Raw genomic sequence first — 25,809 nt, 5'->3', positions numbered from 1 at the left:
GCCTCCTGCCGCCTTCCACGACGAGATCCCGAAAGCGCTCATCCCATGCCTACACCGAAGAAGGGCACCCGCCTCGGCGGCTCGCCCAGCCATCACAACATGATCGTGTCGAATCTGGCCACGGAGCTGTTCCGTCACGGCCGGATCAAGACGACCAAGACCAAGGCCAAGACCATGCAGCCGGTGGCCGAGCGCATGATCACCTTCGCCAAGCGGGGTGACCTGCACGCCCGTCGGCAGGTGCTCACGGTCATCCGCGACAAGGACGTCGTCCACAAGCTGTTCGCCGACATCGGGCCGGCCGCTGCCGACCGCAACGGTGGGTACACCCGCATCGTGAACCTGGGCAACCGCAAGGGCGACAACGCCCCGATGGCCCTGATCGAGCTGGTCGACATCACTGAGGACGAGGACGGCGAGTCCACACTGACCGAGGCGCCCACGCGCCGCTGGAGCCTGCGTCGTCGCCGCAACAACATGTCGCGTGCCGCACGTGAGCGGGAAGAGGCGATCATGGCGGCAGAGGACGCCGGGCTGGACGAGTACGAGGACCCGCACTTCGACGAGGACCTCGTCGACGAGGACGACAGCGGCGACGACGCCCTGGCGGCAGCCCAGATCACCGAGCGCGAGCTGGCAGCCCGGTCCTCCGACGATGCCGACGACGACGGTGACGGCCCCGAGGTCAGCCCGGAGGAGGTCGAGGCCCGTCTGGCTGAGACGTCCGATGAGGACGAGGAGGCTGCCGACGAGGTGGCTGACGCTGACGACGCCTCCGACGACGAGGGTGCAGACGAGGAGGAGTAGCTCTCCTGCTGCAGAACGAAAGCACGACCCCGTGACCGCTCGCGGGGTCGTGTTGTTGGTGGTGACCCGCCACGGCTTGTGCACGATCGGGGCCTGACCCGCGTATTCGCGTGTTTCTGCACGATCGTGGTCCGACGGTCGGCGGCCCTTCGGCACGATCGGGGCCTGACCCACGCATGTGCGGGTTCCTGCACGATCATGGCTACCACGCCGTCCGGACCCGAGTTCGTCCATGATCGGGCGCCCAGACCCGCCTACTACAGTTCCGGCGTGACCACCACCCGGCTGCGGATCGACCTGGCCTACGACGGCTCACCCTTCGCGGGCTTCGCCCGGCAGCCCGATCAGGTCACGGTCCAGGGGGAGGTGGAGTCGGCCCTCACCCGCGTCCTCGGTGGCGCTTCCGTCGACACCACCTGCGCCGGACGGACCGACCGGGGCGTTCACGCCGAGGCTCAGACCGTCCACGTCGACGTCCCCGTCGACTGGCCCCGCCTGGGCGACCTGCCTGGCCTGGCAACGACCCTGGACCGCATGGTCGGTCGGGCCATCACGATCTGGCGGATCCGGCGGGTCCCGGACAGCTTCGACGCACGCTTCTCCGCAACCGGCCGTCGGTACCGGTACCGGATCTGCGACGACGTGGCCATGCGGCCCCTCTGGCGCCATGACACCTGGCACGTCGGTCCTGACCGGTCGGCTCCCAGTGGTTGGCGCCTGGACACGGAGGCCATGGAGGAGGCTGGCCAGGCCCTGGTGGGGGAGCACAACTACGCATCGTTCTGCCGCAGGCGCCTGGTCCGACGAGCCGACGGCACCGAGGTCGAGGGGACGATGATGCGCCGAATCGACCGACTGACGGTCCGACGGAGCCGGCCCGCCGGCCTCGTGCTGGTCCGACTGGACGGTGCTGCCTTCTGCCATCAGATGGTCCGTTCCATCACCGGCACGCTGGTCGAGGTCGGCACGGCGCGTCGTCGACCGGCCTGGGTGGTTGAGGTCCTCGAAGCGCAGGACCGACAGGCGGCCGGACCGGTCGCGCCACCCGAGGGGCTGTCGCTGATTGGCGTCCGGTACTAGACGGGGTGTGCACGCACTCTGACGTCACGAACCGCGCTGTGCCCGTCGGTCCCGATCGGCCATGGCCGCGGCGGTCAGTGGCTTCACCGTGATGCTGCTCGGTATCGGCTCGCCGGTATTCGCGTCGACGACGAGCGGCTGGATCCGCTCGCCGGTTTCGGGGTCGATGACTTCGACCGGCGGCCCGTCCTCGGCCAGCCAGGTGTCGCCCCACCGCATGATGGCCAGCAGGACGGGAAGCGTGTCTCGTCCCATGTCGGTCAACAGGTACTCCTGACGTCCGGCATGATCGGCAAGTGGCCGTGTGGAGAGAAGGCCGTGCTCCTGCAGGTCGTGGAGCCGGCGTGACAACGTGGCGCGATTGATCCCGAGATGGTCGACGAACTGGTCGAATCGCCGAGACCCGTAGAAGGCCTCGCGGAGTATGAGCAGCACCCACGGGTCGCCGAGCAGGTCGAGTGATCTCGCAACAGAACACGGCCAGTGACCTGTCGGCGTTCTCGGCATACAGTGATGGTAGGCGCGGCCTAGGAGAAGATGGCCTCTCGCTCTGCCTTCCTGCTGGCGAGCCGCCGCTGGGCGTGGGCACGGCCGGCTTCCGGGTCGCCGAGGACGAATGACGAGATCTCGGCCAGCCCGAAGATCTGCCCGGCGCCACCCCAGGTCCCCTCTGGGATCTCGCCAGCGAACACCCAGACGCGGAGCTTGTCCCCATCGCTGTCAGGTCCCTCGGCGGCCAGAACGGCGTCGGTGACCCGGGCGACCATCGATTGACGGCGCTCGCGGTCCAGCTGACCTTCGGGGACGGAGACGTTGATCTGATAGCGCGGCCTGTCTGGAACCGAGCCGCCGACCAGTTGCAGTGCTGGACGGTGAATGCTGACCCAGGCAATCGAGCGGGCCTGCTCGTTGCTCGGGTCCGCGCCCTCCTCCTCGAGGAGGATGTCGGTGAGCTGTCGGGCGAGTGCCAGTTCCGCATCGGGATCGAGCGCGCCCTCGGGGATGTAGGCATCGAGCTTGGGCATGGTGTGCTCCTTTGAGTTTATTGAGTAAACTCAATCTCTCACACCGCATAGCTCACCGCAAGGAGCGACTCGTGGTCCCCCCCAATCCAGCGCCCGGAGATCTGAGGTCGGTTGCGGCCCGCCCCTCCCACGGGCAGACTTGTCCGTCCGCGTCGTTCGCGGCGTGACCTTGTGTTGCGCGCCGACCTCTGCCAGGCGCCGCCACCCCGATTCCCTAGGTTCCCTTACATGCGCACGTTCTCCCCAACTCCCGCCGACATCGACCCTCAGTGGCACATCATCGACGCCGATGGCATGGTCCTCGGCCGTCTTGCCACCCGGATCGCGACGGTCCTCCGCGGCAAGCACAAGCCGACCTTCGCCCCCCACATGGACATGGGTGACTTCGTCGTCGTCATCAACGCCTCGAAGATCCGCCTGACCGGCAACAAGGGCCGTGACAAGTGGACCTGGACCCACTCCGGCTTCCCCGGCGGGATCAAGGGCCAGCCGATCGGCAACGTCCTCGAGAACAACCCCGAGAAGCTCCTCGAGGACGCCGTCAAGGGGATGTTGCCCAAGAACACCATCGGCCGGAAGCAACTGCGCAAGATGAAGGTCTACGCCGGCTCCGAACACCCGCACGGCGCGCAGAACCCGCAGCCGCTGGCCGTCTGACGACGCACCGACTCCAAGAACTGAGCACTCCATGAGCAGCCTTGAATCCCTCGAGAACTTCGAGCCACTGGCCGACGACACGGCCCCCGTCGGTCGGACCCGGGACATCTTCACGGGTCGCCGCAAGCGGTCCGTCGCCCGCGTGCGCATCGTCCCCGGGAGCGGCCAGTTCCTGCTGAACGGTCGCACGATCGACGACTACTTCCCGACCGACATCCTCCAGATGGTCGTCAACGAGCCCTTCAAGGCCACAGAGACCGAGGGTCAGTGGGACGTCATCGCCCGCATCCACGGCGGCGGTGTCAGCGGGCAGGCCGGTGCCCTCCGTCACGGCATCGCACGGGCCCTGGTCGGGCACGAGCCGACCTATCGCGCCGTACTCAAGAAGGCCGGCCTGCTCACCCGCGACGACCGCATGGTCGAGCGCAAGAAGTACGGCCTCAAGAAGGCCCGCAAGGCCCCTCAGTTCTCCAAGAGGTAGAGCGCGCCGGTCGGCGCACCTCTCGGGTTCGGCCAGCGCGGCTGGTCCCGGAGGTATAACCAAGCAATGGGCCAGTACTTCGGCACGGACGGCGTCCGCGGAGTCGCCAACGAGGACATCACCCCGGAGTTGGCGCTCGGGATCGGCCGGGCGCTCGTCCGCACCCTGCGGGAAGAGGGTGCGCCTCGGCCGCGCGTCATCATCGGCCGTGACCCCCGGGCCAGCGGTGAGATGCTCGAGTCGGCCGTCGTGGCCGGCATCTGCTCCGCTGGCGGCGACGCCGTGGTCCTCGACGTCCTGCCCACCCCCGGTGTCGCCTACCTGACCGCCTCGCTGGGCGCCACGGCCGGCGTCATGATCTCGGCCAGCCACAACCCGGTCGCCGACAATGGGATCAAGCTGATCGGCCCGACCGGCCACAAGCTGAGCGACGATGAGGAGACGCGCGTCGAGGAGCTCCTGCAGCGCTTCGACTCCGACCGGCCGATCGGCACCCGGATCGGTCGCAAGCGTCACGTCGCGGGTGCGGTGGAGGGCTACATCGCCCACCTGGTCGCTGCCGCGGGGGCCGTCGATCTCCGCGGCGTGAAGATCGTCCTGGACTGCGCCAACGGTGCGGCCAGCATGGTCGGCCCCACGGTCCTGCGTCGCCTCGGTGCCGAGGTCACGGCCATCGCCGCCATCCCGGACGGCACCAACATCAACGACGGTGTCGGCTCGAACCACCCGGAGCACCTCCAGGGCGCCGTCGTCCGGAACGGTGCGGACCTGGGCATCGCCCACGACGGTGACGCCGACCGGATCGTGGCCTGCACCAGCGACGGCACCATCGTCGACGGTGACGCGATCCTGGCGATCCTGGCCGCGCACGCGAAAACCACCACGGGCATCGACGGCGTGGTCACCACCGTGATGACCAACCTCGGCTTCATGCATGCCATGAAGGATCTCGACATCCCCGTCATCCAGACCAAGGTCGGCGACCGCTACGTGCTGGAGGGGATGCACGAGTCCGGCTACGTCCTCGGTGGCGAGCAGTCCGGCCACATCATCGCCAGCGAGTACGCGACCACCGGTGATGGGGTCCTGACCGCCGTGCTGCTGCTCAAGGCCATGGCCGAGCAGGGCCGCACCCTGGACGAGTGCACAACGGTGATGACCCGGCTCCCACAGGTCCTGATCAACGTCACCGGCGTGGACAAGTCTGCGCTGGACGACGCCACCAAGGTGTGGGACGCGGTCAAGGCTGCGGAGGTCGAGTTGGGCGACTCCGGTCGGGTCCTCCTCCGACCCTCCGGCACGGAACCGATCGTCCGGGTCATGACCGAAGCCGCGACAGCCGACGCCGCCCGTTCACACGCCGAGACGTTGGCGGGCGTCGTCAAGGACGTTCTACCGGCGGGCTAGGCCCTCGCTGCAGGAACCCCCAAACCTACGGGGGAGGAGGAGGGACATCGGGGCTGCCGGTCTCGTCTGCTGCCGCAGACGGCTCGGCCACCAGCGTGGGAAGCTCCTCCGATGGCGGCGGGACCACGGCCGGGGCCTCCTCCGCAGGCGCGGCGACGATGGTGGGCTCGTCGTCGGATGACGCCGTCTCGACCTGGGCGGACTGCAGCTTCTCGAAGTCCACCACGGAGTACGAGATCGCTCGGACGGCTGTTCTCGCCCGCGCCGTCGACGCCCGGGGGAAGCCCAACCGGGGACTGACCGCACCAACGTGCCCGGGAGCACCAACAGCGGTGATCAGCTCCTCCGACCCGTCGGCCAGCTGGTTGAGCACCTCAACCTCGCCGCTCTCCAGGACGTAGACCCGGTCCCCACGCGAGCCCTGCCAGAAGATCGTCTCGCCCGGGTCGAACGTGACCGTGGTCGGCGCACCCATCGACGACGACAGATCCGGGACCATGTGCACCGTCTGGTCGGCGACGGGCACGAACCGCGGGTCATGGGTGGCAACGATCACCGTGCGGCCATCGCTCGCCAACGACTGCAGCAGTGTGATCATGGTCTGCGCGCCGATGTGGTCCAGCCGGGCCGTCGGTTCGTCAGCCAGCAGCAGCGGTGGATCGGCGATGAGTGCCCGGGCAACGGAGACCCGCCGCTTCTGTCCGCTGGACAACTCGTCGGGCCGTCGGTCCAGCAGTGACAGCAGCTCCACTCGTTCCATGACCGAGGTCGCGGACGCCAGAGCGTCGCGCCGCGGGACCCCCTTGACCAGCAGCGGGACAGCCACGTTCTCGACGGCGCTGAGTGACGGCACCAGGTTGGAGCGACGGAAGACGTACCCGACCTGGTCGTGACGGAAGACGTCGAGCTGCAACGCCGTCATGGCGGTGAGCTCGGCGTCGCCGACGCGGATGCTCCCCGAGGTCGCGGACCGCATGCCGCCGATGATGCTGAGCAGCGTCGACTTGCCGCACCCGGATGGTCCGAGGAGGATCGCGAGCTCACCGGGGCGGACCTGGACAGAGAAGTCCTCCAGCGGCGTGACCGCCGCCGCTCCGCTGTCGTAGCGGACCGTGACCGCGTCGACCGCGACGGCTGTTCCTGTAGCGGTCATCGGTCGTCGAGGGCGTCGGTTGCCCGCACGCCGAGGATGTGACGCAGGCCGACCAGGCTGGCAGCAGCGGCACTGATGACGGTGATGACCGCCAAGGTGAGGTAGTCCGCACCGTCAACCGATACGGCCATCGGGAACGCGCCGCTCAGCAACACCTCGAGCACCACGGCGATGAACGATCCGATCGTGGCGATGACCAGCGCCTGCGTCAGGACCCCGACCATGAGTCGCCGCCCGCGCGCACCGACCGCCTTCAGCAGGGCGAACTCACGACGGCGTTCCAAGGCTGAGACGTAGACGACGGCGCCGATCAGGATCGCGGCCACCAGCAACAGCAGCACCCGCACGATGGCGATCGTGTCGTTGGCGTCGGATACGGAGCGCAGGGAGTCCGCGATCACGGCGTCACGGCTGAGGACGGCGAAGCCTCTCGGTGCCGGGACGGGACGGCCGCTGAGGAACGCCGCTGTGGCGACGTCCGCCCCTTCGAACACGGCGGCCTGCACGAACGGCAGCGGGGCGATCACGATCGGCGTTCCGGCGAAGAGCGTCAGCCCGGGAACGCCGTCCGCCACGTTGGCAAGCCTCCCACCGACCGTGATCTCGCTCCCACCCTCGAAGCCCGCCTCCTCGCTGGTGATCAGCAGCTCCGATACCATCTGGCCGCCCACGATCGTCCCAACCGGGAGGCCGATCAGCACGACGTCCTGCGAGACGGCGTTCTCGTCCAGCGCAACCGACCGGGTGATGGCGGTGGGGGTGGCCTCGACGTCCGGTGGCAGGTCGCCAAGCTCGGACACGGGGAACGCCGAGGCGGACGTGAAGGGCCCCGTGACGCCCTCGGGCAACAGCCACGGGCCCTGGTGAAGCGTCGTGACGGTGTCTCGCGCGGCCGCATCGAACCCCCCTGAGATCCCGGTGACGATCAGGACCATGGTGAGGACCAGTCCGGTCCCGAGGCTGGTCAAGATGATCCGAGACCGCCGGAAGCGCAGGTCTCTCACGAGGAGCAGCCACATCGGGGCCTACGATAGATCACGCGGGACGAGGTGTTCGCCCCGACACCGCGTCCGCGTCAGGTCGGTGACACGAGCTGGTACCGAATGCCGCTGGGCTCGATGCGGCTGTAGTCGGTCGTGCGTTCGGCGGCTGGCCGGCCGGCCGCGGCGGCGATTGCTCGCAGCTCCTCCGGGTCCTTGCGGACGCCGTGGTCCGCCCCGGCCATCCGGCTGATGGTCTCCTCCATCAGCGTGCCGCCGAGGTCGTTCACCCCGGCGTTCAGCAGCTCGACCGCACGTTCGGTGCCGAGCTTCACCCACGAGAGCTGGACGTTGTCGATGGCCCCTTGCAGGACCAAGCGGGCGATGGCGTGGACCTTCACGGTGTCGGTCCAGGAGGGGCCCGGTCGGGCCACACCCGCCAGGTAGATGGGGGACTGCTCGTGGACGAACGGCAGCGGTACGAACTCGGTGAACCCCCGGTGGCCGGCCCCGTGGCTCTCCAGCTGCAGCCGGCGGAGGAGCCACAGGTGCGCCGCCCAGTGCCGTGGCTCATCGACATGGCCGAACATCATGGTGGCGGTCGAGCGGATGCCCTGGGCGTGGGCCGCCTGCATGACCTCGATCCAGGCGGACGTCGGCAGCTTGCCCTTGGTCAGCACCCAGCGGACCTCATCGTCCAGGATCTCCGCGGCGGTGCCGGGGATGGTGTCCAGGCCGGCGTCGGCCAGCTCCTTGACGAAGACGGGGATCGACACGCCCGAGCGGGTGGCTCCGGTCACGACCTCCATCGGGCTGAAGGCGTGGACGTGCATCTCGGGGACCCGGTCCTTGACGGCCCGGATGATCTGGGCGTAGTGGTCCGTCGGCAGGTCCGGGTGGATGCCGCCCTGCATGCAGACCTCGGTGGCACCGAAGGCCCAGGCCTCCTCGGCCCGGTCGGCGACCTCGTCGAGGGACAGGGTGTAGGCGTCGGGGTCGTCCCGGCGTTGGGCGAAGGCGCAGAAGCGGCACCCGACGTAGCAGACGTTGGTGAAGTTGATGTTGCGGTTGACGACGTAGGTGACGGTGTCGCCGACGCGGTCTCGGCGGACCTGGTCGGCCGCCCGGACGACGGCGTCGAGTGCCTCCCCCTCGGCTGCGAAGAGCACCTCCGCCTCGTCCTGCGTCGGTGGGGTCCCGGCGGTCGCGCGGTGGAGGATGGGCTGGATCTCGGCGAGGCTTGACGCGCGATCGCGCAGTCCTTCGGCTCTGGCCGAGGAACTCCACGATCGCGCAGAATCTCGCGGCGGTCGAGCCGCGCTCAGGGTCTCGGCCGCGATCAGCCCGGTGTCCCCGTAGACGTCCCCGGCATCGGGTCTGAGGGTCCCCTGGCCGCGGGACCAGCCGGTCACGCCGTCTCCCGCCTCGGCGGCCGTCCAGCGGTCGTCAGCACCCGCCGCCAGCATGTCCGGTGCCTGCCACGTCTGGGGAGAGGGCTGGTGTCCCGTCCGTGCCAGTCCCTCAGGCGTCGCCAAGTCCTGCACCGGCACGCGCATCTGCCCGGCCAGCCATGGGTCGGGCTTCCGCACGAACTCCGGGTAGACGCAGAGCCGCTCGGTCAGGACCTTCCCGGCCTGCGCGGTCCGGTCCGTCAGGTCGTCCAGGTGCGGCCAGGGCGCTTCGGGGTTGACGTGATCCGGCGTTACCGGGGACACGCCACCCCAATCGTCGATCCCGGCCGCAGCGATCCGCGCCTCGTCGGCCGGCGAGAGGTTGGGCGGGGCCTGCAGGTGCACCTTGGTCGGCAGCAGCAGCCGTGCAACCGCGATCGTGGCGAGCAGGTCATCCAGCGACGGCTCGGGTGCACGCCGCATCGCCGTGTCGGGCTTGGCCCGGAAGTTCTGGACGATGACCTCCTGCAGGTGGCCGTAGCGCTTCGCGGTCGCGGCCAGCGCCAGCAGGGCCTCGACCCGCTCGGTCGCCGTCTCGCCGATCCCGATCAGGATCCCCGAGGTGAAGGGGATCGCGTGCTTCCCGGCATCCTCGAGCACCTGGAGGCGGACCGCGGGAACCTTGTCGGGACAGTTGTGGTGCGGCATGCCCTTCTCGTGCAACCGCAGCGAGGCCGACTCGAGCATGATCCCCATCGACCCGCTGACCGGCTTCAGGGTCGCAAGCTCCGTCCAGGTCATCACGCCCGGGTTGAGGTGCGGGATGAGCCCCGTCTGTTCGATCACGGCGATCGCCGCGGCGCGCAGGTAGGCCAGCGTCGAGTCATACCCCCGCTCATCAAGCCACTGCCTGGCGGCCGGATACCGCTCCTCGGGCTTGTCGCCCAGGGTGAACAACGCCTCCTTGCACCCAGCGGCCTGCCCCTGTCGCGCCACCTCGACGACCTCGTCGATGGACATGAACGCGGGGATGTCGCCCTTCGGTGGCCAGGCGAACGTGCAGTACCCGCAGGTGTCGCGGCAGAGATGGGTGAGGGGGATGAACACCTTTCGGCTGTAGGTGATCCGATCACCGAATGCCTGGTCGCGGACCCGCGACGCGATCCCCATCAGCCGGTCCAGGTCCTCGCCGCGGGCGCCGATCAGGACCGCACCCTCAGCAGTGTTCAGGGTCTTGCCCGCGTCAGCCCGCGCCAGCGCCCGCCGCATCGAGTCGGGCGAAGGTAGGCGTGGCTGACTCATGGCCGACAGGCTACCGAGGTATCACCACGACGAGGAATCATGGCTGGTGTCAACAGGGGGACCTGCTGGACACCACACCCGCGGGAGCGTGGGCCCGACCAGCGAGGCGCTCGGTTCGCGCGGAGCCTCCTCGCCGTGCAAGGATTCCCGCGACGGGCCGAGATGAGGACACGAGCACATGGCAACCACACCCCAATGGCGGGAGCTGTACCACGAGGTGGTCCAGACCAACCTCTGTACCGGCTGCGCTGCCTGCATCATGGCCTGTCCGCGCAACGTGCTGGACTACCGGGTCGCCGACTACCACCCGGTCCAGATCGGTGAGGGGATGGGCACCGACGAGTGCTTCCACGGCGACCGCGGCTGCGACATCTGCACCAGGGCGTGCCCCCGCTTCCGCGCCTGGGAGTCCGAGCTGGACACCGCCCTGTTCGGCCGGGAGCGGACCGTGGACGAGGTGTCGGGCATGGACCGCTCACGCCTGCTGGTCCGGGCGCGGGACACCGAGGTCTTCAACGCCGGCCAGGACGGAGGCCTCGTCTCGGCCATGCTCATCTGGGGGCTCGAGACCGGCAGGATCGATGGTGTGGTCACGTCCAAGTTGACCGAGGGGCGCCCGTTCGATGCCGAGCCGGCCCTGGTCACGGACCGGGAGGGCGTCATCGCCACCGCCGGCTCCCGCTACACCTACGCCGCCAACCCACTGGCCATGCGAGAGGCCGATGAGCAGCGGCTGAAGCAGGTTGCCCTGGTCGGCATGAGCTGCCAGGCCTCCATCAACGGGTCGGTGCTGGCCCGCAACGTCGCGAAGTACCAGCGCAAGATCGCCCTGACCCTGGGCTTGCTGTGCTCCAAGACCTTCACCTACGACGGCCAGGCGGAGGTGTTCGCGAGCCACGGCATCGACATCGCCGACGTGACCAAGGTCAACATCAAGGGGCGGGTGATGGTGTGGCATGGCGAGGACGGGTACGACGAGCTTCCGCTCAAGGAGTTCCACCCGCACACCCGGCCAGGCTGCAAGCAGTGCCCGGACTTCGCTGCCGAGCACGCCGACATCTCCACCGGTGGGATCGGCAAGAGCAACGACTGGACCCTCACGATCGTGCGGACCGCTCGCGGGGAGGAGTGGTTGCAAGGTGTCATCGACGCCGGCCTGGTCGACGTCCGCCCGGCCGAGGAGGACGAGGTCGCCATGAACCTGCTCGAGCGGCTGTCCACGGTGTCGCGCAAGCGTTGGCCGGTGGACGCTGTGCCCGAGGGTGATCGGCGGCCGGCGCTCCTCCCGGTGGTGTCGGCGTGAGTGGTGGCGGCGTGAGTGCTGTCGGCGTGAGTGGTGAGGCGGAGGGTGGGGACGGCGGGCGGATCGTCGTGGTGACCGGCAGACAGGAGGGTGTCCTGCTCACGGTGCTCGCCGAGCGGGGTCGGCCGACCCAGGTGGTGTCCTCGGCCGTCGGAGTGACCGATTCGGCCGACGGCGTGCGGGGGATCGCGGTGCTGCCTGACGCTGCCGAGGACCTCCTCGCCGCCGCAGGGCCGCTGCTCCGGGCGTGCCACGAGGCCGAGCTCCCGACCATCGCCGTCGGCACGGCCGCAGGTGCACTGGCCGAGGTGCTGGGCTGTGCGTTCGACGGCTCCTCGGAACCGGGGCTGACCACGGTGACGGTGACCGAGCAGGCCGACGAGGACCCGATGATGGCCCCCACCCCGTCAGGTGTGGCCTGGGTGGTCCGCGGTTCGTTGCGGCCATCGGACGGCACAACGGTCCTGGCGACGGCCGGGGATGACCCGGTGGTGGTCGTCTCGGGCGAGAGCTACCTGGTAGCCCTCGATCCCATGGTGGCCGACGACGAGATCGACGCGATGGTCCAGGCCGAGACCCTCAGCGCTGCCGGCGGGAGCTTCCTGCGGGCACACGGCGCGGCGCTGCTGGGCCGCTGGGTCGACCTGGTGGTCGGGCGAACCGAGGAGGAGATGCCCTGGGGCCGTCGCGGTCCGCAACCGGTCGCCGCACCCGGGCTGAGCCTGAACCCCGCCTGACCCTGCGCGCCGGAGGCGTTCGGACACGCGGCGCACGCGCGGGCCGGCGGCTGACCGTTCGTGTCAGCCACAGGCGGTTCAACGGCCGTGGTGATGGCCGAGATCAGGGGCTACGAGGCGCCCTCTCGTCGGAGGACCGCGGTCGTGACGTGCCGCTCCCCGTCGTCGCCGCGCAGCACGTCGCCGTCTCCTCGAAGCGCAGTCGGCGTGAGCAGATCACCGTCCTGGTGCTGGCGCACCACCTCAGCCGCCTCGCGGTCCCGCCAGACGTTCACCCACGTGACCGCCGCCCGCCCCTCCGAGCCCAGGGAGGCGAGGGTCGTCCAGCAGACGGAGCATCCCGGCTTCCAGAAGACGATGACGTCATCAGGGCTGGCCTCCTCCTGAGCGCGCGAGAGCGGGGTGTGCAGCACCGGACAGAGGGGTGAACTGACGACGCCGACGCCGACCACGATCAGCCCGATGACGGCCAGGACAGGCGTGACGCCGGAACTCAGGAGGAGGCCAGCACCGATGGTGCAGGCGACCAGGCCGCTCCAGCGCTCGACCAGTTCCCGCATGCCGTCCACGGTATCCAAGTACGGCTGCGCCCGGGTCCGCGCATCGTGGGGAGGGTTGGTGTGCGGAGCGAGCGGGTGCAGGCCCGGACGGCGCCTCCGTGCCACCATCGAGACGTGCGCCAAATCCTCCGAGTCCTCGTGGCCGTCGTTCTCGTCAGCCTCCTGACCACCGCCTGCACCACGCCCGCCGAGGAGGAGACGGCGGGCAGCACCACCAGCCAGCCGTCGACCGCCCTCCCGTCGACCGCCTCTGCCGAGGAGAGCGAACAGCTCGATCTCGAGGTCCTGGTCGAGGGGCTCGAGGGTCCCACCCAGATCTCCCCACACCCCGACGGCGGATTCCTGCTCGCGGAGCTCGGGCCCGGCGGGGAGGGCGAACCGACCGGCCGGATCAGCCGGATCAACCTCGACGGCCCGGATGACCGCGAGGTGCTGGTCGACGGGATCAACACCCCGACCGGCGTGACCGCGGCTGGGGATCTGCTGTGGATCATGGAGCCCGACCGGCTGCTGGTCGCGCCGCTGGACGGCGGCGAGCCCGAGGTCGTCTTCGCCGACATGCCCAACAACGGCCGCTCGAACGGCACCATCACGACCCTGGCGGACGGGACCATCGTCTTCGACACGGCCGGCCGGCGCTCCGGCAACGAACCGGCTGAGCACAGCGGGATTCTTTGGGCACTCTCCCCGGACGATCGTGATCGGCTCGGCTGGGCTCATGACAGCTTCCCGCAGAACCCCAGCCCGGTCCCCGACGGCGAGATACCAGAAGATCCGGGTCAGCCCACGGAGGAAGGCCCGTACGGCCGGATACTGCTGGATGGCATGAAGCACGCCTACGCTGTCGCCGAGTTTCCTGATGGCCGCCTGGCCGTCACCGAGATGAGCGACGGGACCTACGACGGCGAGGGCGCACCGGACGAAGTGCTGGTGATCACGCCCGATCCGCAAGGGATCCTTCGGGGCGGCTGGCCGCGCTGCATCGGCAACCGCCAGCCGGTCCAGGAGTACGACGGCTCGGCCGAACAGTGCGAGGCCACCGTGCCCTCCCGCGCGGTCTTCGACGTTGCAGCCACACCGACCGGCGTCGCCATCGCGCCCTGGGACCCCGAGCTCTTGCTGGTCACCAACTGGACCCTCGGCATCATCCAGGGCGTCGACCTCGACCCGATCCCACCGGTCGACGCCGAGCCGCTGCTGGAGGGTCTGAACCAGCCCCAGCACCTGCTGGCTGACGGGGACCGGGTCCTCGTGACGGTCCACGGCGACGGCCAGATCGCCGCAATCACCCGCCCCTGATGACCGCCGCCTGGGGCCAGGACCTTCATGATATTGTAGTGATATCACTTTGAGATCAGATCGGAGATCATGATGCAGGTCGAAGAACGCGTTCCGGTGGTCGAGCGGGCCGCTCGAGCGCTCCCCGGTGTCCCCACGGCCATAGCCGCCGTCGTCGCGCTGTTCCTCACGGTCGTGGTGTTCATCGGCGCGGCCGCGAACTCACAGCCGGGCCTCGCCGGCCTCGCCGGCTTCGCGTTCGTGGTCATCCTCGTCCTGTGCACCGGCTTCTACATGCTGCCGCCGAACACCTCCGGAGTGCTGACGCTGTTCGGCGACTACCGAGGCACGGACGACACCACCGGGCTGCGGTGGGTCAACCCGTTCATCTCGGACCAGAAGATCTCCTTGCGCGTCCGCAACTTCACCACGCAGACGTCCAAGGTGAACGACTCCAACGGCAACCCCATCATGATCGCCGCGGTCGTGGTGTGGCAGGTCGTCGACACCGCCAAGGCTGCCTTCGCCGTCGACGACTACGTGGATTATGTGACGGTCCAGTCGGAGGCTGCTGTTCGGCATATGGCTCGCAGCTACCCCTACGACGCCTTCGACGACACCCACACCATCACGATGATCGACGACGTGGACACCGTGAACCAGAGCCTCGAGCAGGAGCTCACCGAACGTGTTCAGGCGGCCGGAGTGCGGATCGTCGAGGCCCGGCTGACCGACCTCTCCTATGCGCCGGAGATCGCCGAGGCCATGCTCCGCCGCCAGCAGGCGGCCGCCGTCGTCGCCGCACGCAAGAAGATCGTTGAGGGAGCGGTGTCCATGACACCCGACGCCGTCGCACAGCTGCAGGCCGGTGAGGACGACGCCGAAGTCATCGAGCTCGACACCGATCGTCGCGCCACCTTCGCCTCGAACCTGATGACCGTGATCGCCTCGGACCAGCCGACCAACCCGATCGTCAACGTCGGCACGCTCACGCGGTAGGAGCTGACCCAACCACCGTCATGCCATCCCGAAAGCAGTTCCCGCTTCGGATACCGCAGGAGCTCTACGACGTGTACGAGCAGTGGGCAGCCGATGAGCTCCGCAGCGTGAACGCACAGATCGAGGTGGCGCTCAGGGATGCGGCACGCCGCGCGGGACGCCAGCCACGTCGGCGGGGCGAGGACATCTCTGGCAAGACCATCGAGTGACCTCGGCGGGCTACTCGTCCTGGTCGTTCCCCGAGCGATCCGAGTCGAGATCGGGGACAACCACGTCAGGGACGGGTCGAGGTCCGATCGGGCGTTCTCGCTCGTCGCCCATCCCTCCAGTTGCCTCAGGTCCGAACGGCTGTTGGACAACGGGAGCCACCGAGTCCTCGACCTGTGGCAGCAGCGCGGGGTCCACGGTGAACTGGTCGAGCGGGTAGAGGTTCGGGATGACCCGGCCACGCTCGTCCCGCTCGTAGTCGGTGGACACGCCGAAGGTGTCGAACGGGTGGTCATCACCATCTGGTGCGATCTGCAGCGTGATCGGATTGCCGACGCCGTCGTAGAGCAGGACCCCGTCGAGTGCGTTGCCCTCTCGGTCGAAGGCATAGATGTTCGTGACCGGTTGACCGTCTGGCATCGTGAGCACCTCCGGCGGTTCCGGCGGCAACGGGTCCACGAACACCGCCTCGTCCATCGGGACCATCGCAGGCCGGTCCACCGCAAACAGCAGGAGTGACCACCCCGCCGCAGCTGACAGGACTCCCACCCCGATGCGTTGCCATCGGGTTGCGGGAGCCCGGCGTCCCGAACCGATCTCGACGCTGGCGTAGACCAGGGCCGCGGTCACGAGGAGGCCGAGCAGCGGGCTCCCGAACACATTGGGCACCAGCGCCACAGTGGCGGCGAAGGACGTGATGGCCCCCACGCCGATGGTCAGCCCGTAGCCCCGGGCCACCCACCACGCAGGCTTCAGCTGTGCCGCCCACGTGCGGAGGCGCGCGGTGCGGGACAGCGCAGCATCGGCGGCGCGCCAGATGGTCGCCAGCCTGGCACGTATCCCAGGTCCGGAGGTGCGGTCGCCTGACGATGGTGGCACGCCGGCAGACAGCAGCAGCTCTGCGGCGAAGGCCTCGGGCGTCCCGAGGTGTCGGGAGAGCGAGACATGGTCGCCCACGCCGTGGGCCATCTCCTCGACCTCGAGGAGCGCATCGATGTGAGCGACCAGGTCCTCGCGCAGTTCGTCGCGCTCCTCTTGGTCGAGGTGGCTGAGCAGCTGCTCGACCTCCGCCAGGTATCGGCGTGCCGATACGGGCCAGTCGTCAGTTCCCGGTGGGATGTCTGAGGGGGTCGGCGACTCCGGGGGGCTCAAGGTCGACATGGTGCGGTTGGCCTTTCGGGGTTGACGGGGACTAGGTCGAGGGCGGTGTGCCGGCGCCGAGGATCGTGTCCATGTGGTCGGTGAAGGCCCGCCAGCTCTTCTCCGACGATTGCAGTTGGTCCTTGCCAGTCGCCGTGAGGGCGTAGTACTTCCGGTTCGGTCCTGCATCACTAGGCACGACGTAGCTGGACAACGCCCCGGACTTGAAGAGGCGGCGGAGGGTGCCGTAGACCGAGGCATCTCCGACGTCCTCCAGGCCTGCGTCCCGCAGCCGACGGACCACGTCGTAGCCGTACGCGTCGTCCTCGGCCAGGACCGCGAGCACGGCCAGGTCCAGGACACCTCGAAGCAGTTGCGTTGTCTCCACTGTGCACAACACAGTACTACGCCTCGCGTAGTAGTCAAGGCGAGGCGTTCCAGATGGTTCCGGTCCGACCGATACCCTCCCCCACCATGAACGTCGTCGCGCTGGCAGGAGGAATCGGGGCGGCCCGCTTCCTGCGAGGACTGGTCCAGGTCGTCGACCCCGCCCGGCTCACGGTCATTGCCAACACCGGGGACGACATCACGCTGCACGGCCTGCACGTCTCACCGGATCTCGACACCATCACCTACACGCTGGGCGGCGGGATCCACCCGGAACAGGGGTGGGGACGGGCGGACGAGCACTTCACCGTCGCCACCGAACTTCGCGGGCGCTACGGGGCCCCCGACTGGTTCACCCTGGGCGACCGCGACCTGGCAACCCACCTCATCCGGACCGAGATGCTGCGAGACGGCGTGTCCCTCAGCGACGTGACCGGCCGCATCGCCGACGCCTGGGAGCTGCCCTTCACCCTGGTTCCGATGACCGACGACCCGGTTCGGACGATCATCGAGACCGACGACGACCGACGGATGCACTTCCAGGAGTGGTGGGTGGGCGAGCAGGCGGCCAGCGGCGTCGCGGGCCTCTTCCTGGACGGCGTGGCGGACGCCACCCTCGCGCCGGGCGCGGCGACGGCGTTGGAGCACGCCGACCTGGTGGTGCTCTGTCCCTCCAACCCGGTGGTGTCGATCGGGACCATCCTGCAGGTGCCCGGCGTGCGCCACCGGCTGCGCGACCGCCCCGTGGTCGGGGTGAGCCCCATCGTCGGCGGCCGCGTGGTCCGTGGCATGGCCGACAAGCTGCTGCCTGCCGTCGGGGCCGAGGTCTCCGCCGCGGGTGTCGCCGCCCTCTACCGGGGCTTCCTCGATGGCTGGGTGATCGACACCGCTGACAGCGGCGATGCGCAGCGAATCCGGGACACGGGGGTCAGCGTCGGGGTCACCGACACCATCATGTCCAGCATCGACGTGACGACTGCTCTGGCCCGAACCGCGGTCGAGCTGTTGGTGCCATGACCGGCGCCGTGCACCTCATCCCGCTGACCGGGATGGGGGAGATCCGGCGAGGAGACGACGTCGGACGCGCCATCCGCGACGCCCTCGAGCAGCACGATCCGACGACGGGGGACGGCGCGCCACACAGCCGACTGGCGGACGGCGACGTCGTGGTCGTCTCGTCCAAGATCGTGGCCAAGGCCGAGGGGCAGACCGTCACACCACGCTCGGGAGAGTCCGTCGCGGAGGCCCGCGAGCGCCTGACGCTCGAGCACGAGGTCCTGGTCCAGACGCCGTTCGTCACGGTCGTGCGGACGCCGAGCGGACTCGTGTGCGCCAACGCCGGCATCGATGCCTCCAACGTTGCCGAGGGGTCGCTGCTCCTCCTGCCGACCGACCCTGATGCGAGTGCGGCACACATCCGCGACGGCCTGGCCGACCTGGCCGACGTCGGGGTGGTCATCTCCGACACCTTCGGTCGGGCGTGGCGCGACGGACAGACCGACGTAGCCATCGGCGTGGCCGGGCTCCCGGCGCTGCGGGACGAACGGGGGAACGTCGACCGAGGTGGCCGGGTCCTGGACGTCACCCTCATCGCGCTCGCCGATCAGATAGCGGGCGCCGCCGATCTCGTCCGCGACAAGGCGGCCGGTGTCCCCGTGGTCGTGGTCCGGGGCCTCGCCGTGGACGGAGCGCCCGGCACCTCCCACGACCTCATTCGAAGTCCCGCGCAGGACCTCTTCCCGCACGGACGGGGCTGGCTCGCCCGGCGACTGGCCACCGGCGAGGGTGTCCCCGTACGGACGACAGAACCGACGGAGTGGGAGTGGGCCCTCGTCGTCCGTGCCACCGGCGGCCGACTTGAGGACCGGACCACGCTGCGGGTCACGACCGGCTACGCGGCCGGGCTGGCCGAAGCCGCGCTGCTCGACTTCGGGTTCGCCGTCGTGGTGGAGCAACACGAGCAGGTGTGGATCGTCACCGCGAGCGGTGCTGCCGGGCCGTCGGACACGTCGAACCACGGCGATACACTTCGTCGTTGACCGGGCAGCCGTGGGGGGTCGCTCGGACGAACCTACCCATCAGCCAGGGAGTCACTGAGATCGTGTCAGACGAGCAGATGTCGAAGCGGGAACGCCAGAAGGCTCGCCGCGCGGAGCGGATCGAGCGAGAGGCGCAGGCTGCCAAGAAGGAGAGCACTCGCCAGACGGCGGTCAAGGCTGGTGCCGGACTCCTGGTCGTGGCGCTGGTGGGCGGGCTGGTGTTCACCCAGATCCGGTCTCGTCAGCAGGAAGCCGAGCAGGCCGAAGAGGTCGCTTCCCGGCTGACCGAGCTCGGCTGCACCGAGGACACCCGGATGCCGGACCTCGGCGGCGGCCACATCCCTCCGGCCAACCTCGCCGCCGAGGCTCCCGACCTCATCTACACGGGCGACGATGCGATCCCCGGTCAGCCACCTTCGTCCGGACGGCATCTCGGCCAGGTCGTGGCCACGGGGGTGTACGACGTCCCTGTCGACCCGCGTCTGACCACCCACAACCTCGAGCACGGCTACATCGTGGCCCACTACGGCCCCGACGCCCCTGCGGATCAGGTGGAGGAGCTCAAGGCCTGGGCCGAGGACGCCATCGACGGTGACTTCTCCAAGGTCGTGGTCACCGAGTACTTCCAGGACCTGCCGAACGACGCCAACTTCTCCTACACGGCCTGGTTCCAGCGGCAGCTGTGCGAGACCTTCGACGCCGACGTCGCCGATGTCTTCACCCGAGCCCACTACGACATCGACGGTGAGGGCCCCGAGCGGGGGATCCCCAGCCACAGCGTCGGCGCAACCGGTGTCCTGGATCCTGAGGGTGAGCCACTCTTCCTCCCCCCCCTGGACGCCGAGTTCGGGACGGGCGTGGACCTCGAGGAGGTCGAGGACGCCGGCGATGCGACCGACGGCGACCCGGACACCGAGACCGACCTGGAGGACGCTCCCGAGGACGAGGACGCCGACACGGAGGAGTAGCTGGACCCGGCAAGGCGGACGGTGGCGGCGACAGGCCACCATCAGCCGCAGCCCGTAGCCTGGCCCTCATGTGCGGAATCATGGGTTACACCGGTCGGGACGACTGTCTCGGCACCATCGTGAACGGCCTCGCCCGGCTGGAGTACCGCGGGTACGACTCGGCCGGGGTGGCGGTCATCTCCCCGGACGCCGAGATCACGATCCACAAGAAGGCGGGGAAGCTGGCCAACCTGCGCGACACCCTGCCGGAGGGTGGCGTCGCCGGCACCTGCGGCATCGGCCACACCCGCTGGGCCACCCACGGTGTGCCCAACGACGTCAACGCCCACCCGCACCTCGATCCCACCGGCACGCTGGCCGTGATCCACAACGGGATCATCGAGAACTACGAGCAGATCAAGTCCGAGCTGCGAGAGCGACGTGGCGCGGTGTTCACCAGCGACACCGACACCGAGGTCATCGCCCACCTGGTCGCCGCGCTGTACGAGGGGTCCCTACCGGCCGCGGTCCGGGCCGCGACGAAACGCTTCGAGGGTCAGTTCGCCTTCGCCGTGGTGGACATCCGACAGCCGGACGTGATCGTGGCCGCCAAGCGGTCGGCACCGATGATCCTCGGCCATCTCGAGGACGGCTCGATGCTCTCCAGCGACGTGGCCGGGCTGATCGAGCACACCCGAGAGGTCGAGGCGCTGCTGGACGATCAGATCGCGATCCTGACGCCCGAGGGGATCACCGTCACCGACCTCGACGGTGCCGCGAGTGAGGGCCACCGCTACACCGTCGACTGGGACGTCGAAGCCGCCGAGAAGCAGGGCTACGACACCTTCATGCTGAAGGAGATCCACGAGCAGCCACAGGCGGTCTCCGACACCCTGCTGGGGCGGGTCGACGCCGACGGTCGCATCGTGCTGGACCAACTCGACTTCGACCCGGCCCTGCTCCGCGCCACCGACAAGATCTACGTAGTCGCCTGCGGGACCAGCTACCACGCCGGGATGGTCAGCAAGTACGCCATCGAGCACTGGGCCCGCATCGGCGTCGAGGTCGAGTTCGCCAGCGAGTTCCGCTACCGCGACCCGATCCTGACCCGCTCGACGCTGGTGGTCGCGATCTCCCAGTCCGGGGAGACCGCCGACACCATCGCCGCCGCGGAGTACGCCAAGGCCCAGGGGGCGCGGGTCGTCGCGGTCACCAACATCGTGGGCTCGACGCTGGCCCGCACGGCGGACGCCACCGTCTACACCCGCGCCGGCCTGGAGGTCGCGGTGGCCTCGACCAAGGCCTTCACCACCCAGATCATTGCGCTGTCGGTCCTGGCCCTGTTCCTGGCGCAGGAGCGCCGCGAGATGTTCGCCGAGGAGTGCCGCGACATGCTCGACCGCATGGAGGCCCTGCCGGCCCTGATGCACCAGGTGCTCGAGCAGGAGGAGCACATCGCCGAGCTCGCACGCCGCTGGGCAGACGCCCAGTACGTGATGTTCATCGGTCGACAGGTCGGCCTGCCACTGGCGCTCGAGGGGGCGCTCAAGCTGAAGGAGATCAGCTACATCCACGCCGAGGGGTTCGCCTCCGGGGAGATGAAGCACGGCCCGATCGCCCTGATCGACGAGGGTGGGCCCGTCATCGCCCTGGCGACGGAGGGGCACGTCAAGTCCAAGGTGGTCTCCAACATCCAAGAGGTCCGCGCACGAGGTGCGCAGGTCCTGCTCGTGGCCACCGAGGGCGACACCGAGGTGAAGGCACACGCCGACCACGTGATCTACGTCCCGGACGTCCACGAGCTGCTGTACCCGGTCCTGACCGTGCTGCCGCTGCAGCTCATCGGCTACCACATGGCCGTGGAACTCGGACGCGACGTCGACCAGCCACGGAACCTGGCCAAGACCGTCACCGTCGAGTAGCGGCCCATGATCGTCGGGGTCGGCATCGACCTGATCGAGATCGAACGGGTCCGCACTGCGCTGGCCCGGACCCCATCGATGCACGATCGGCTGTTCACGCCGGGGGAGCAGGCGTACTGCGACGGCCGCGTGAGTTCACTGGCTGCGCGCTTCGCCGCCAAGGAGGCCGTCTCGAAGTCGTTGGGGAGTGGCATACGGGGGTTCACGTTCCTCGAGATCGAGGTCACCAACGACGAGCTGCGGCGGCCCTCGGTGGTGCTCCACGGCCGCGCGGCGGAGGTGGCCGCGGACTTGGAGGTCGACCGGGTTCACCTCTCGATCTCCACCTCCGACACGATCGCGGCCGCCTACGCGGTGGCCGAACGGGACGTCGCGAGCCCGGGTTCGAGCCACGGCCTGAGCCCGGCTCGATCAGGGTCGGTGGACCGCGATGCGTGACCTCTACCTCCCCGAGCAGGTGCAGGCGATGGACCAGCGGGCCTTCGACCGCGCGGTTGACCCGGCTGAGCTGATGGACCGTGCGGCGGGGCTCTTGGCCCGGGGTGTCCTGGCGGTCGCGAACCGGCGAGCCGGACTGCGGGTCGTGCTGCTCTGCGGCAAGGGCAACAACGGCGGGGACGGCATCGCGGCGGCCAGACATCTGGCCGATCGGGAGGCGGAGCCGGTGGTGGTGCTGGTCTCCTCGCCCGACCAGCTCGGTGACGACGCCTCCCGTGAGCTGTCCACCTGGCAGGGCCGGTCGGGGGCGACGATCGTCCTGGACGACGACCCGGGGGCCGCCCTCGCCGAGGTCCTGGCCTGGGCGGACGTGGCGGTCGACTGCCTCCTCGGGACGGGCGCGTCCGGCGCGCCCCGCGGTGTGATGGCCGACGTGGTGGAGGCGCTGGGAGACTTCCCCGGTCCGGTCGTGGCCTGTGACATCCCGACCGGGGTGGACGGCGCGTCCGGAGCCGTGCCAGGACCCGCGGTCCGTGCCGACCTGACCGTGACGCTCGGTGCCCACAAGCGCGGCCTGTCGCTGTCGCCCGGGCAGGACTTCACCGGCCGAGTGGTGCTCGGCGAACTGGACGTCGTCGACGGGCAGGCGGAGCCGGTTGCGCAGGTCCTGGAGCCCGACGACCTGCAGAGCCTGCTTCCCGCCATCGGTGCCCAGGCCGAGAAGCGGCAGCGGGGCGTCGTCGTGATCTACGCAGGCGCCGAGGGAACCTCGGGGGCGGCCATCCTCACTGCTCGCGGCGCGCTCCGCGCGGGTGCGGGCCTGGTCACGGTCGCCACACCCGCCGCGGTCGCGCCCATCGTCGCCGGCGCCGTTCCCGAGGCCATGACGGTGGCGCTACCAGCCGACGTCGCCGGCATCGTGCGGATCGTTGCTGACGCCGTGGCTCGCGCTGACGTGCTGGCCCTCGGCCCGGGCCTGGGGTTGGCGGACCAGACCCAGCGAGCGGTCAGGGAGCTCGTGGCCACCGTCCAGGCGCCCGTGGTGCTGGACGCTGATGGCCTGAACGCCTTCCGCGGACGCGCCGACGACCTGGCCGACGCCGCCTCCGACACCCTCGTCGCGACCCCCCATCAGCGAGAACTGGCCCGGCTGGCCGGTGTGACGGCCGAGGACGTCGAGGCCCGCCGCGCGGACATCGCGGCGGAGCACGCGGCCAGCTGGGGTGTGACGGTGATGGCCAAGGGGCCGGCCACGGTGATCGCCGCCCCGGATGGACGGGTGTGGATCAATCCGACCGGTGGGCCGGCACTGGCGACCGGGGGGACCGGGGACGTGTTGGCCGGGGTGACCGCTGCGTTGGTCGCGGGGCGTGCCCGTCCCGAGTCGGCAGCCTGTGCCGCGTACCTGCACGGCCTGGCCGGCGATCTGGCGGGCGAGAGCGTTGGTGTGCGCGCCACCACGGCGGGCACGGTCATCGACCACCTCGGACCCGCGGCGATGACCGTCGGCGTCTGAGACGCGGCTCGCCGGTAGGCTGCCTGCATGCCCCTCCATCGACCGGTCCGGGCCGAAGTCGATCTTGGTGCGATCCGCCACAACGCGGCTCTCCTGCGAGCGCACGCCGACCCCGCAGAGCTGATGGCCGTCGTGAAGGCCGACGGATACGGCCACGGTGCGGTGCCGAGCGCGCAGGCGGCGCTGGACGGCGGCGCCACCTGGCTTGGTGTCGCGCTGGTCGAGGAGGGTGAGCAGCTCCGGGCGGCCGGGATCCGAGCACCGATCTTGGTCCTGTCCGAGCCGCCGCCGGCCGCCGCAACCGCCATGCTGGAGGCGGATCTGACCCCGACGGTGTACACCCACCGCTTCGTCCAGGCGCTCGTGGCCGCGGGGCGGGACCGAGGCTCGGGACCGGTTGCCGTGCACCTCAAGCTGGACACCGGGATGCGCCGGGTCGGCCTCATCGAGCCGCTGTGGGACGAGGTGTTCGGGTACCTCGCCCGTTCGGCTGACATCACCGTGACCGGGATCTGGTCGCACCTGGCGGTCGGGGACGAGCCCGGCAACCCCTACACGGTCCAGCAGACCAGCCTGTTCGCCTCCGGGGTCGAGCGTGCCCGGGCCGCGGGGCTGGCCCCGGACCTGGTGCACCTGGCCAACTCGGGCGGCACGCAGCTCGGGGCTGGCGTTGCCGGGGAACAGGCCGTCGGCGTCCACCACGACCTGGTCCGGACCGGCATCGCGGTGTACGGGCTGGAGGCCGCGCCCGGTATCCGGCTCGACGGCCTGCGCCCGGCGATGTCCCTGCGGTCGGAGTTGACGCTGGTCAAGCCGGTGCTCGCCGGGCAGCAGCTGTCCTACGGGCTGCGCTTCACCGCGGCCCACGACACCGTCATCGGTACCGTCGCCGGTGGCTACGCCGACGGCATCCGTCGAGGCTTGACCAACACCGGGCAGGTGTGGGTCGGTGGTCGACGCGTCCCCATCGTCGGCACGGTCTCGATGGACCAGATCACGATCGATCTGGGGCCGGAGGCGACGGACACCGCCGGTGATGACGTCTGGCTGTTCGGCGGGCCGGACGAGACCTGCGTCACGGTGGAGGAGTGGGCGAGCTGGTTGGACACCATCACCTATGAGGTCACGTGTGGCATCAGCGCCAGGGTCCCACGCGTCTACCGCTGACTCGCGGCACGATCGTGCACGTTTGGGCCGTGGCGTGGGTCAGCCCCCGATCGTGCACCAAGTACGCTGAGGGTCGAGCAGCCCAGGAGGCCCCATGACCGAGCCACTCGTCCGCACCACGCGCAGCGACTGGTACGCGACCATCACGATGGCCATACCCCAGCGGCGCAACGCCCTCTCGCTCAAGGTGATCACCCAGCTGACCCAGGCGCTCGAGGATGCGGGTGCCTCGGATCTGGCTGGGGTCATGATCGCCGGCGAGGGGCCGGTCTTCTCCAGCGGCCACGACTTCGCCGACATGGCCGGCCGACACCTGGGTGAGATGCGCGCGCTCCTGCGGGCCTGCGCCGACATGATGCTGCTGATCGGCGAGCTCCCCCAGGTCGTCATGGCCAGGGTCCAGGGGCCGGCGTTGGCTGCTGGCTGCCAACTCGTCGCCGCCTGCGACCTCGCCGTCGCCGTCGACTCGGCCACGTTCTCGCTGCCCGGTGGGAAGGGCGGCTGGTTCTGCCACACCCCCTCGGTCGCCGTCGCGCGGGCGATCGGACGCAAGCAGATCATGGAGATGGCCTTGACCGGCGACCCGATCGACGCCCGGACGGCGGTGGACTGGGGGCTGCTCAACCGAGCGGTGCCCGCAGAGGAGCTGGACCAGGCCAGCGAGGACCTGCTGGCACGAGCGACCCGCGGCAGCAAGCTGTCGAAGGCCATGGGCAAGCACACGCTGTACCGGCAGATGGACCTGGAGCTGCGTGAGGCCTACGACTACGCCACCGAGGTCATGGCCGCGTCCAGTCAGACCCGCGACGGCCAGGAGTCGATGACCAGCTTCATCGAACGCCGTCCCGCCAAGTTCGTCGAGCGGTAGCCCGGGCGTCCGGCGAGG

General features: G+C 69.6%; 26 protein-coding genes. 18 read left to right on the top strand and 8 right to left on the bottom strand.

Going from position 1 to position 25,809, the window contains the following annotated elements; translation table 11 throughout:
- Positions 1-45: 45 nt before the first annotated feature.
- Together rplQ and truA are read left to right on the top strand one after the other, a co-directional pair.
- Positions 46-807 (top strand): 50S ribosomal protein L17, encoded by a 762-nt coding sequence (gene rplQ / locus C1746_RS23080; protein ID WP_116716617.1) that lies wholly within the window; start codon positions 46-48, stop codon positions 805-807.
- 270 nt (positions 808-1,077) lie between these two features.
- Positions 1,078-1,887 (top strand): tRNA pseudouridine(38-40) synthase TruA, encoded by an 810-nt coding sequence (gene truA, locus C1746_RS20500; protein WP_162868025.1) that lies wholly within the window; start codon positions 1,078-1,080, stop codon positions 1,885-1,887.
- Between the two features lie 24 nt (positions 1,888-1,911).
- Here the strand turns inward: truA and C1746_RS20495 are convergent, their stop codons facing one another.
- Together C1746_RS20495 and C1746_RS20490 are read right to left on the bottom strand one after the other, a co-directional pair.
- Positions 1,912-2,394 carry a winged helix-turn-helix transcriptional regulator gene (locus tag C1746_RS20495; RefSeq protein WP_116716615.1) on the bottom strand — a complete coding sequence of 161 codons (483 nt, stop codon included), beginning with the start codon at positions 2,392-2,394 and terminating at the stop codon, positions 1,912-1,914.
- Between the two features lie 20 nt (positions 2,395-2,414).
- A complete protein-coding gene (locus C1746_RS20490; protein WP_116716614.1) occupies positions 2,415-2,912 on the bottom strand; it encodes a tautomerase family protein in 498 nt (165 codons plus the stop codon).
- A gap of 228 nt (positions 2,913-3,140) precedes the next feature.
- Here C1746_RS20490 and rplM point away from each other — a divergent pair, with 228 nt between their 5' ends.
- The 3 genes from rplM to glmM all read left to right on the top strand — a co-directional run bounded on the left by rplM (position 3,141) and on the right by glmM (position 5,457).
- Positions 3,141-3,569: a 50S ribosomal protein L13 gene (gene rplM, locus C1746_RS20485; protein ID WP_116716613.1), complete on the top strand. Its 429-nt coding sequence runs from the start codon at positions 3,141-3,143 to the stop codon at positions 3,567-3,569.
- A 31-nt stretch (positions 3,570-3,600) separates the two neighbouring features.
- Positions 3,601-4,050, top strand: a complete 450-nt coding sequence (rpsI, locus tag C1746_RS20480; RefSeq protein WP_116716612.1) for a 30S ribosomal protein S9 — start codon at positions 3,601-3,603, stop codon at positions 4,048-4,050.
- A 66-nt stretch (positions 4,051-4,116) separates the two neighbouring features.
- Complete coding sequence (gene glmM / locus C1746_RS20475) at positions 4,117-5,457, top strand: phosphoglucosamine mutase (protein WP_116716611.1); 1,341 nt, start codon at positions 4,117-4,119, stop codon at positions 5,455-5,457.
- 25 nt (positions 5,458-5,482) lie between these two features.
- Here the strand turns inward: glmM and C1746_RS20470 are convergent, their stop codons facing one another.
- The 3 genes from C1746_RS20470 to C1746_RS20460 are packed head-to-tail and all read right to left on the bottom strand — an operon-like array spanning position 5,483 to position 10,283.
- Positions 5,483-6,610 (bottom strand): ATP-binding cassette domain-containing protein, encoded by a 1,128-nt coding sequence (locus tag C1746_RS20470; RefSeq protein ID WP_116716610.1) that lies wholly within the window; start codon positions 6,608-6,610, stop codon positions 5,483-5,485.
- A complete protein-coding gene (locus tag C1746_RS20465) occupies positions 6,607-7,629 on the bottom strand; it encodes an FtsX-like permease family protein (protein WP_116716609.1) in 1,023 nt (340 codons plus the stop codon). Before C1746_RS20465 ends, C1746_RS20470 begins: the two co-directional genes overlap by 4 nt.
- A gap of 56 nt (positions 7,630-7,685) precedes the next feature.
- The gene (locus tag C1746_RS20460) at positions 7,686-10,283 is read right to left on the bottom strand and encodes a bifunctional FO biosynthesis protein CofGH (protein WP_116716608.1); all 2,598 of its coding nucleotides are present in this window, start codon (positions 10,281-10,283) and stop codon (positions 7,686-7,688) included.
- 178 nt (positions 10,284-10,461) lie between these two features.
- On the opposite strand from C1746_RS20460, the gene C1746_RS20455 reads away from it, so the two are divergent.
- On the top strand, positions 10,462-11,586 hold the full coding sequence (locus tag C1746_RS20455; protein WP_116716607.1) for a Coenzyme F420 hydrogenase/dehydrogenase, beta subunit C-terminal domain: 1,125 nt from the start codon (positions 10,462-10,464) through the stop codon (positions 11,584-11,586).
- An 11-nt stretch (positions 11,587-11,597) separates the two neighbouring features.
- Entirely contained in the window at positions 11,598-12,323 is a 726-nt protein-coding gene (locus C1746_RS20450) for a hypothetical protein (protein ID WP_162868024.1), read from the top strand.
- A 110-nt stretch (positions 12,324-12,433) separates the two neighbouring features.
- Here the strand turns inward: C1746_RS20450 and C1746_RS20445 are convergent, their stop codons facing one another.
- A complete protein-coding gene (locus C1746_RS20445; protein ID WP_116716605.1) occupies positions 12,434-12,883 on the bottom strand; it encodes a hypothetical protein in 450 nt (149 codons plus the stop codon).
- Positions 12,884-12,997: 114 nt separating this feature from the next.
- Between C1746_RS20445 and C1746_RS20440 the strand changes: the two genes are divergently transcribed.
- The 3 genes from C1746_RS20440 to C1746_RS20430 all read left to right on the top strand — a co-directional run bounded on the left by C1746_RS20440 (position 12,998) and on the right by C1746_RS20430 (position 15,369).
- Entirely contained in the window at positions 12,998-14,182 is a 1,185-nt protein-coding gene (locus tag C1746_RS20440; RefSeq protein ID WP_162868023.1) for a PQQ-dependent sugar dehydrogenase family protein, read from the top strand.
- Between the two features lie 69 nt (positions 14,183-14,251).
- Positions 14,252-15,160: an SPFH domain-containing protein gene (locus tag C1746_RS20435; RefSeq protein ID WP_116716603.1), complete on the top strand. Its 909-nt coding sequence runs from the start codon at positions 14,252-14,254 to the stop codon at positions 15,158-15,160.
- A 20-nt stretch (positions 15,161-15,180) separates the two neighbouring features.
- Entirely contained in the window at positions 15,181-15,369 is a 189-nt protein-coding gene (locus tag C1746_RS20430; protein WP_116716602.1) for a type II toxin-antitoxin system antitoxin, read from the top strand.
- A 10-nt stretch (positions 15,370-15,379) separates the two neighbouring features.
- On the opposite strand, the gene C1746_RS20425 is transcribed toward C1746_RS20430, so the two are convergent.
- The gene (locus tag C1746_RS20425; protein WP_162868022.1) at positions 15,380-16,519 is read right to left on the bottom strand and encodes a DUF1700 domain-containing protein; all 1,140 of its coding nucleotides are present in this window, start codon (positions 16,517-16,519) and stop codon (positions 15,380-15,382) included.
- A 40-nt stretch (positions 16,520-16,559) separates the two neighbouring features.
- Positions 16,560-16,895: a PadR family transcriptional regulator gene (locus C1746_RS20420; protein ID WP_116716600.1), complete on the bottom strand. Its 336-nt coding sequence runs from the start codon at positions 16,893-16,895 to the stop codon at positions 16,560-16,562.
- An 86-nt stretch (positions 16,896-16,981) separates the two neighbouring features.
- Here C1746_RS20420 and cofD point away from each other — a divergent pair, with 86 nt between their 5' ends.
- The 8 genes from cofD (at position 16,982) to C1746_RS20380 (ending at position 25,791) form a co-directional block, all read left to right on the top strand.
- On the top strand, positions 16,982-17,911 hold the full coding sequence (gene cofD, locus C1746_RS20415) for a 2-phospho-L-lactate transferase (RefSeq protein ID WP_116716599.1): 930 nt from the start codon (positions 16,982-16,984) through the stop codon (positions 17,909-17,911).
- A complete protein-coding gene (gene cofE, locus C1746_RS20410; RefSeq protein ID WP_116716598.1) occupies positions 17,908-18,933 on the top strand; it encodes a coenzyme F420-0:L-glutamate ligase in 1,026 nt (341 codons plus the stop codon). The genes cofD and cofE overlap by 4 nt, the downstream gene beginning before the upstream one ends.
- A 62-nt stretch (positions 18,934-18,995) precedes the next feature.
- Positions 18,996-19,901: a DUF3105 domain-containing protein gene (locus C1746_RS20405; protein WP_162868021.1), complete on the top strand. Its 906-nt coding sequence runs from the start codon at positions 18,996-18,998 to the stop codon at positions 19,899-19,901.
- 68 nt (positions 19,902-19,969) lie between these two features.
- The gene (gene glmS / locus C1746_RS20400) at positions 19,970-21,802 is read left to right on the top strand and encodes a glutamine--fructose-6-phosphate transaminase (isomerizing) (protein ID WP_116716596.1); all 1,833 of its coding nucleotides are present in this window, start codon (positions 19,970-19,972) and stop codon (positions 21,800-21,802) included.
- Positions 21,803-21,808: 6 nt separating this feature from the next.
- Positions 21,809-22,240 carry a holo-ACP synthase gene (locus C1746_RS20395; RefSeq protein ID WP_116716595.1) on the top strand — a complete coding sequence of 144 codons (432 nt, stop codon included), beginning with the start codon at positions 21,809-21,811 and terminating at the stop codon, positions 22,238-22,240.
- Positions 22,233-23,756 (top strand): NAD(P)H-hydrate dehydratase, encoded by a 1,524-nt coding sequence (locus C1746_RS20390; protein WP_116716594.1) that lies wholly within the window; start codon positions 22,233-22,235, stop codon positions 23,754-23,756. Before C1746_RS20395 ends, C1746_RS20390 begins: the two co-directional genes overlap by 8 nt.
- Positions 23,757-23,783: 27 nt before the next feature.
- Positions 23,784-24,923 (top strand): alanine racemase, encoded by a 1,140-nt coding sequence (alr, locus tag C1746_RS20385; protein ID WP_116716593.1) that lies wholly within the window; start codon positions 23,784-23,786, stop codon positions 24,921-24,923.
- A 94-nt stretch (positions 24,924-25,017) separates the two neighbouring features.
- Positions 25,018-25,791, top strand: a complete 774-nt coding sequence (locus C1746_RS20380) for an enoyl-CoA hydratase-related protein (RefSeq protein WP_116716592.1) — start codon at positions 25,018-25,020, stop codon at positions 25,789-25,791.
- Positions 25,792-25,809: the final 18 nt, after the last annotated feature.

It is taken from the genome of Euzebya tangerina (genome assembly GCF_003074135.1).
GTDB lineage: Bacteria > Actinomycetota > Nitriliruptoria > Euzebyales > Euzebyaceae > Euzebya > Euzebya tangerina.
This window is presented reverse-complemented; position numbering and strand designations above follow the sequence as displayed.

Excerpts from the sequence above, each read along its gene's own strand:
- C1746_RS20455 (WP_116716607.1), top strand. The coding sequence starts at position 10,462 with ATGGCAACCACACCCCAATGGCGGGAGCTGTACCACGAGGTGGTCCAG.
- rpsI (WP_116716612.1), top strand. The coding sequence starts at position 3,601 with ATGAGCAGCCTTGAATCCCTCGAGAACTTCGAGCCACTGGCCGACGAC.
- C1746_RS20395 (WP_116716595.1), top strand. The coding sequence starts at position 21,809 with ATGATCGTCGGGGTCGGCATCGACCTGATCGAGATCGAACGGGTCCGC.
- alr (WP_116716593.1), top strand. The coding sequence starts at position 23,784 with ATGCCCCTCCATCGACCGGTCCGGGCCGAAGTCGATCTTGGTGCGATC.
- C1746_RS20430 (WP_116716602.1), top strand. The coding sequence starts at position 15,181 with ATGCCATCCCGAAAGCAGTTCCCGCTTCGGATACCGCAGGAGCTCTAC.
- C1746_RS20380 (WP_116716592.1), top strand. The coding sequence starts at position 25,018 with ATGACCGAGCCACTCGTCCGCACCACGCGCAGCGACTGGTACGCGACC.
- C1746_RS20445 (WP_116716605.1), bottom strand. The coding sequence starts at position 12,883 with ATGCGGGAACTGGTCGAGCGCTGGAGCGGCCTGGTCGCCTGCACCATC.
- C1746_RS20390 (WP_116716594.1), top strand. The coding sequence starts at position 22,233 with ATGCGTGACCTCTACCTCCCCGAGCAGGTGCAGGCGATGGACCAGCGG.
- glmS (WP_116716596.1), top strand. The coding sequence starts at position 19,970 with ATGTGCGGAATCATGGGTTACACCGGTCGGGACGACTGTCTCGGCACC.
- cofE (WP_116716598.1), top strand. The coding sequence starts at position 17,908 with ATGACCGGCGCCGTGCACCTCATCCCGCTGACCGGGATGGGGGAGATC.
- rplQ (WP_116716617.1), top strand. The coding sequence starts at position 46 with ATGCCTACACCGAAGAAGGGCACCCGCCTCGGCGGCTCGCCCAGCCAT.
- C1746_RS20470 (WP_116716610.1), bottom strand. The coding sequence starts at position 6,610 with ATGACCGCTACAGGAACAGCCGTCGCGGTCGACGCGGTCACGGTCCGC.
- C1746_RS20460 (WP_116716608.1), bottom strand. The coding sequence starts at position 10,283 with ATGAGTCAGCCACGCCTACCTTCGCCCGACTCGATGCGGCGGGCGCTG.
- C1746_RS20490 (WP_116716614.1), bottom strand. The coding sequence starts at position 2,912 with ATGCCCAAGCTCGATGCCTACATCCCCGAGGGCGCGCTCGATCCCGAT.
- glmM (WP_116716611.1), top strand. The coding sequence starts at position 4,117 with ATGGGCCAGTACTTCGGCACGGACGGCGTCCGCGGAGTCGCCAACGAG.
- C1746_RS20495 (WP_116716615.1), bottom strand. The coding sequence starts at position 2,394 with ATGCCGAGAACGCCGACAGGTCACTGGCCGTGTTCTGTTGCGAGATCA.
- C1746_RS20435 (WP_116716603.1), top strand. The coding sequence starts at position 14,252 with ATGATGCAGGTCGAAGAACGCGTTCCGGTGGTCGAGCGGGCCGCTCGA.
- rplM (WP_116716613.1), top strand. The coding sequence starts at position 3,141 with ATGCGCACGTTCTCCCCAACTCCCGCCGACATCGACCCTCAGTGGCAC.
- cofD (WP_116716599.1), top strand. The coding sequence starts at position 16,982 with ATGAACGTCGTCGCGCTGGCAGGAGGAATCGGGGCGGCCCGCTTCCTG.
- C1746_RS20465 (WP_116716609.1), bottom strand. The coding sequence starts at position 7,629 with ATGTGGCTGCTCCTCGTGAGAGACCTGCGCTTCCGGCGGTCTCGGATC.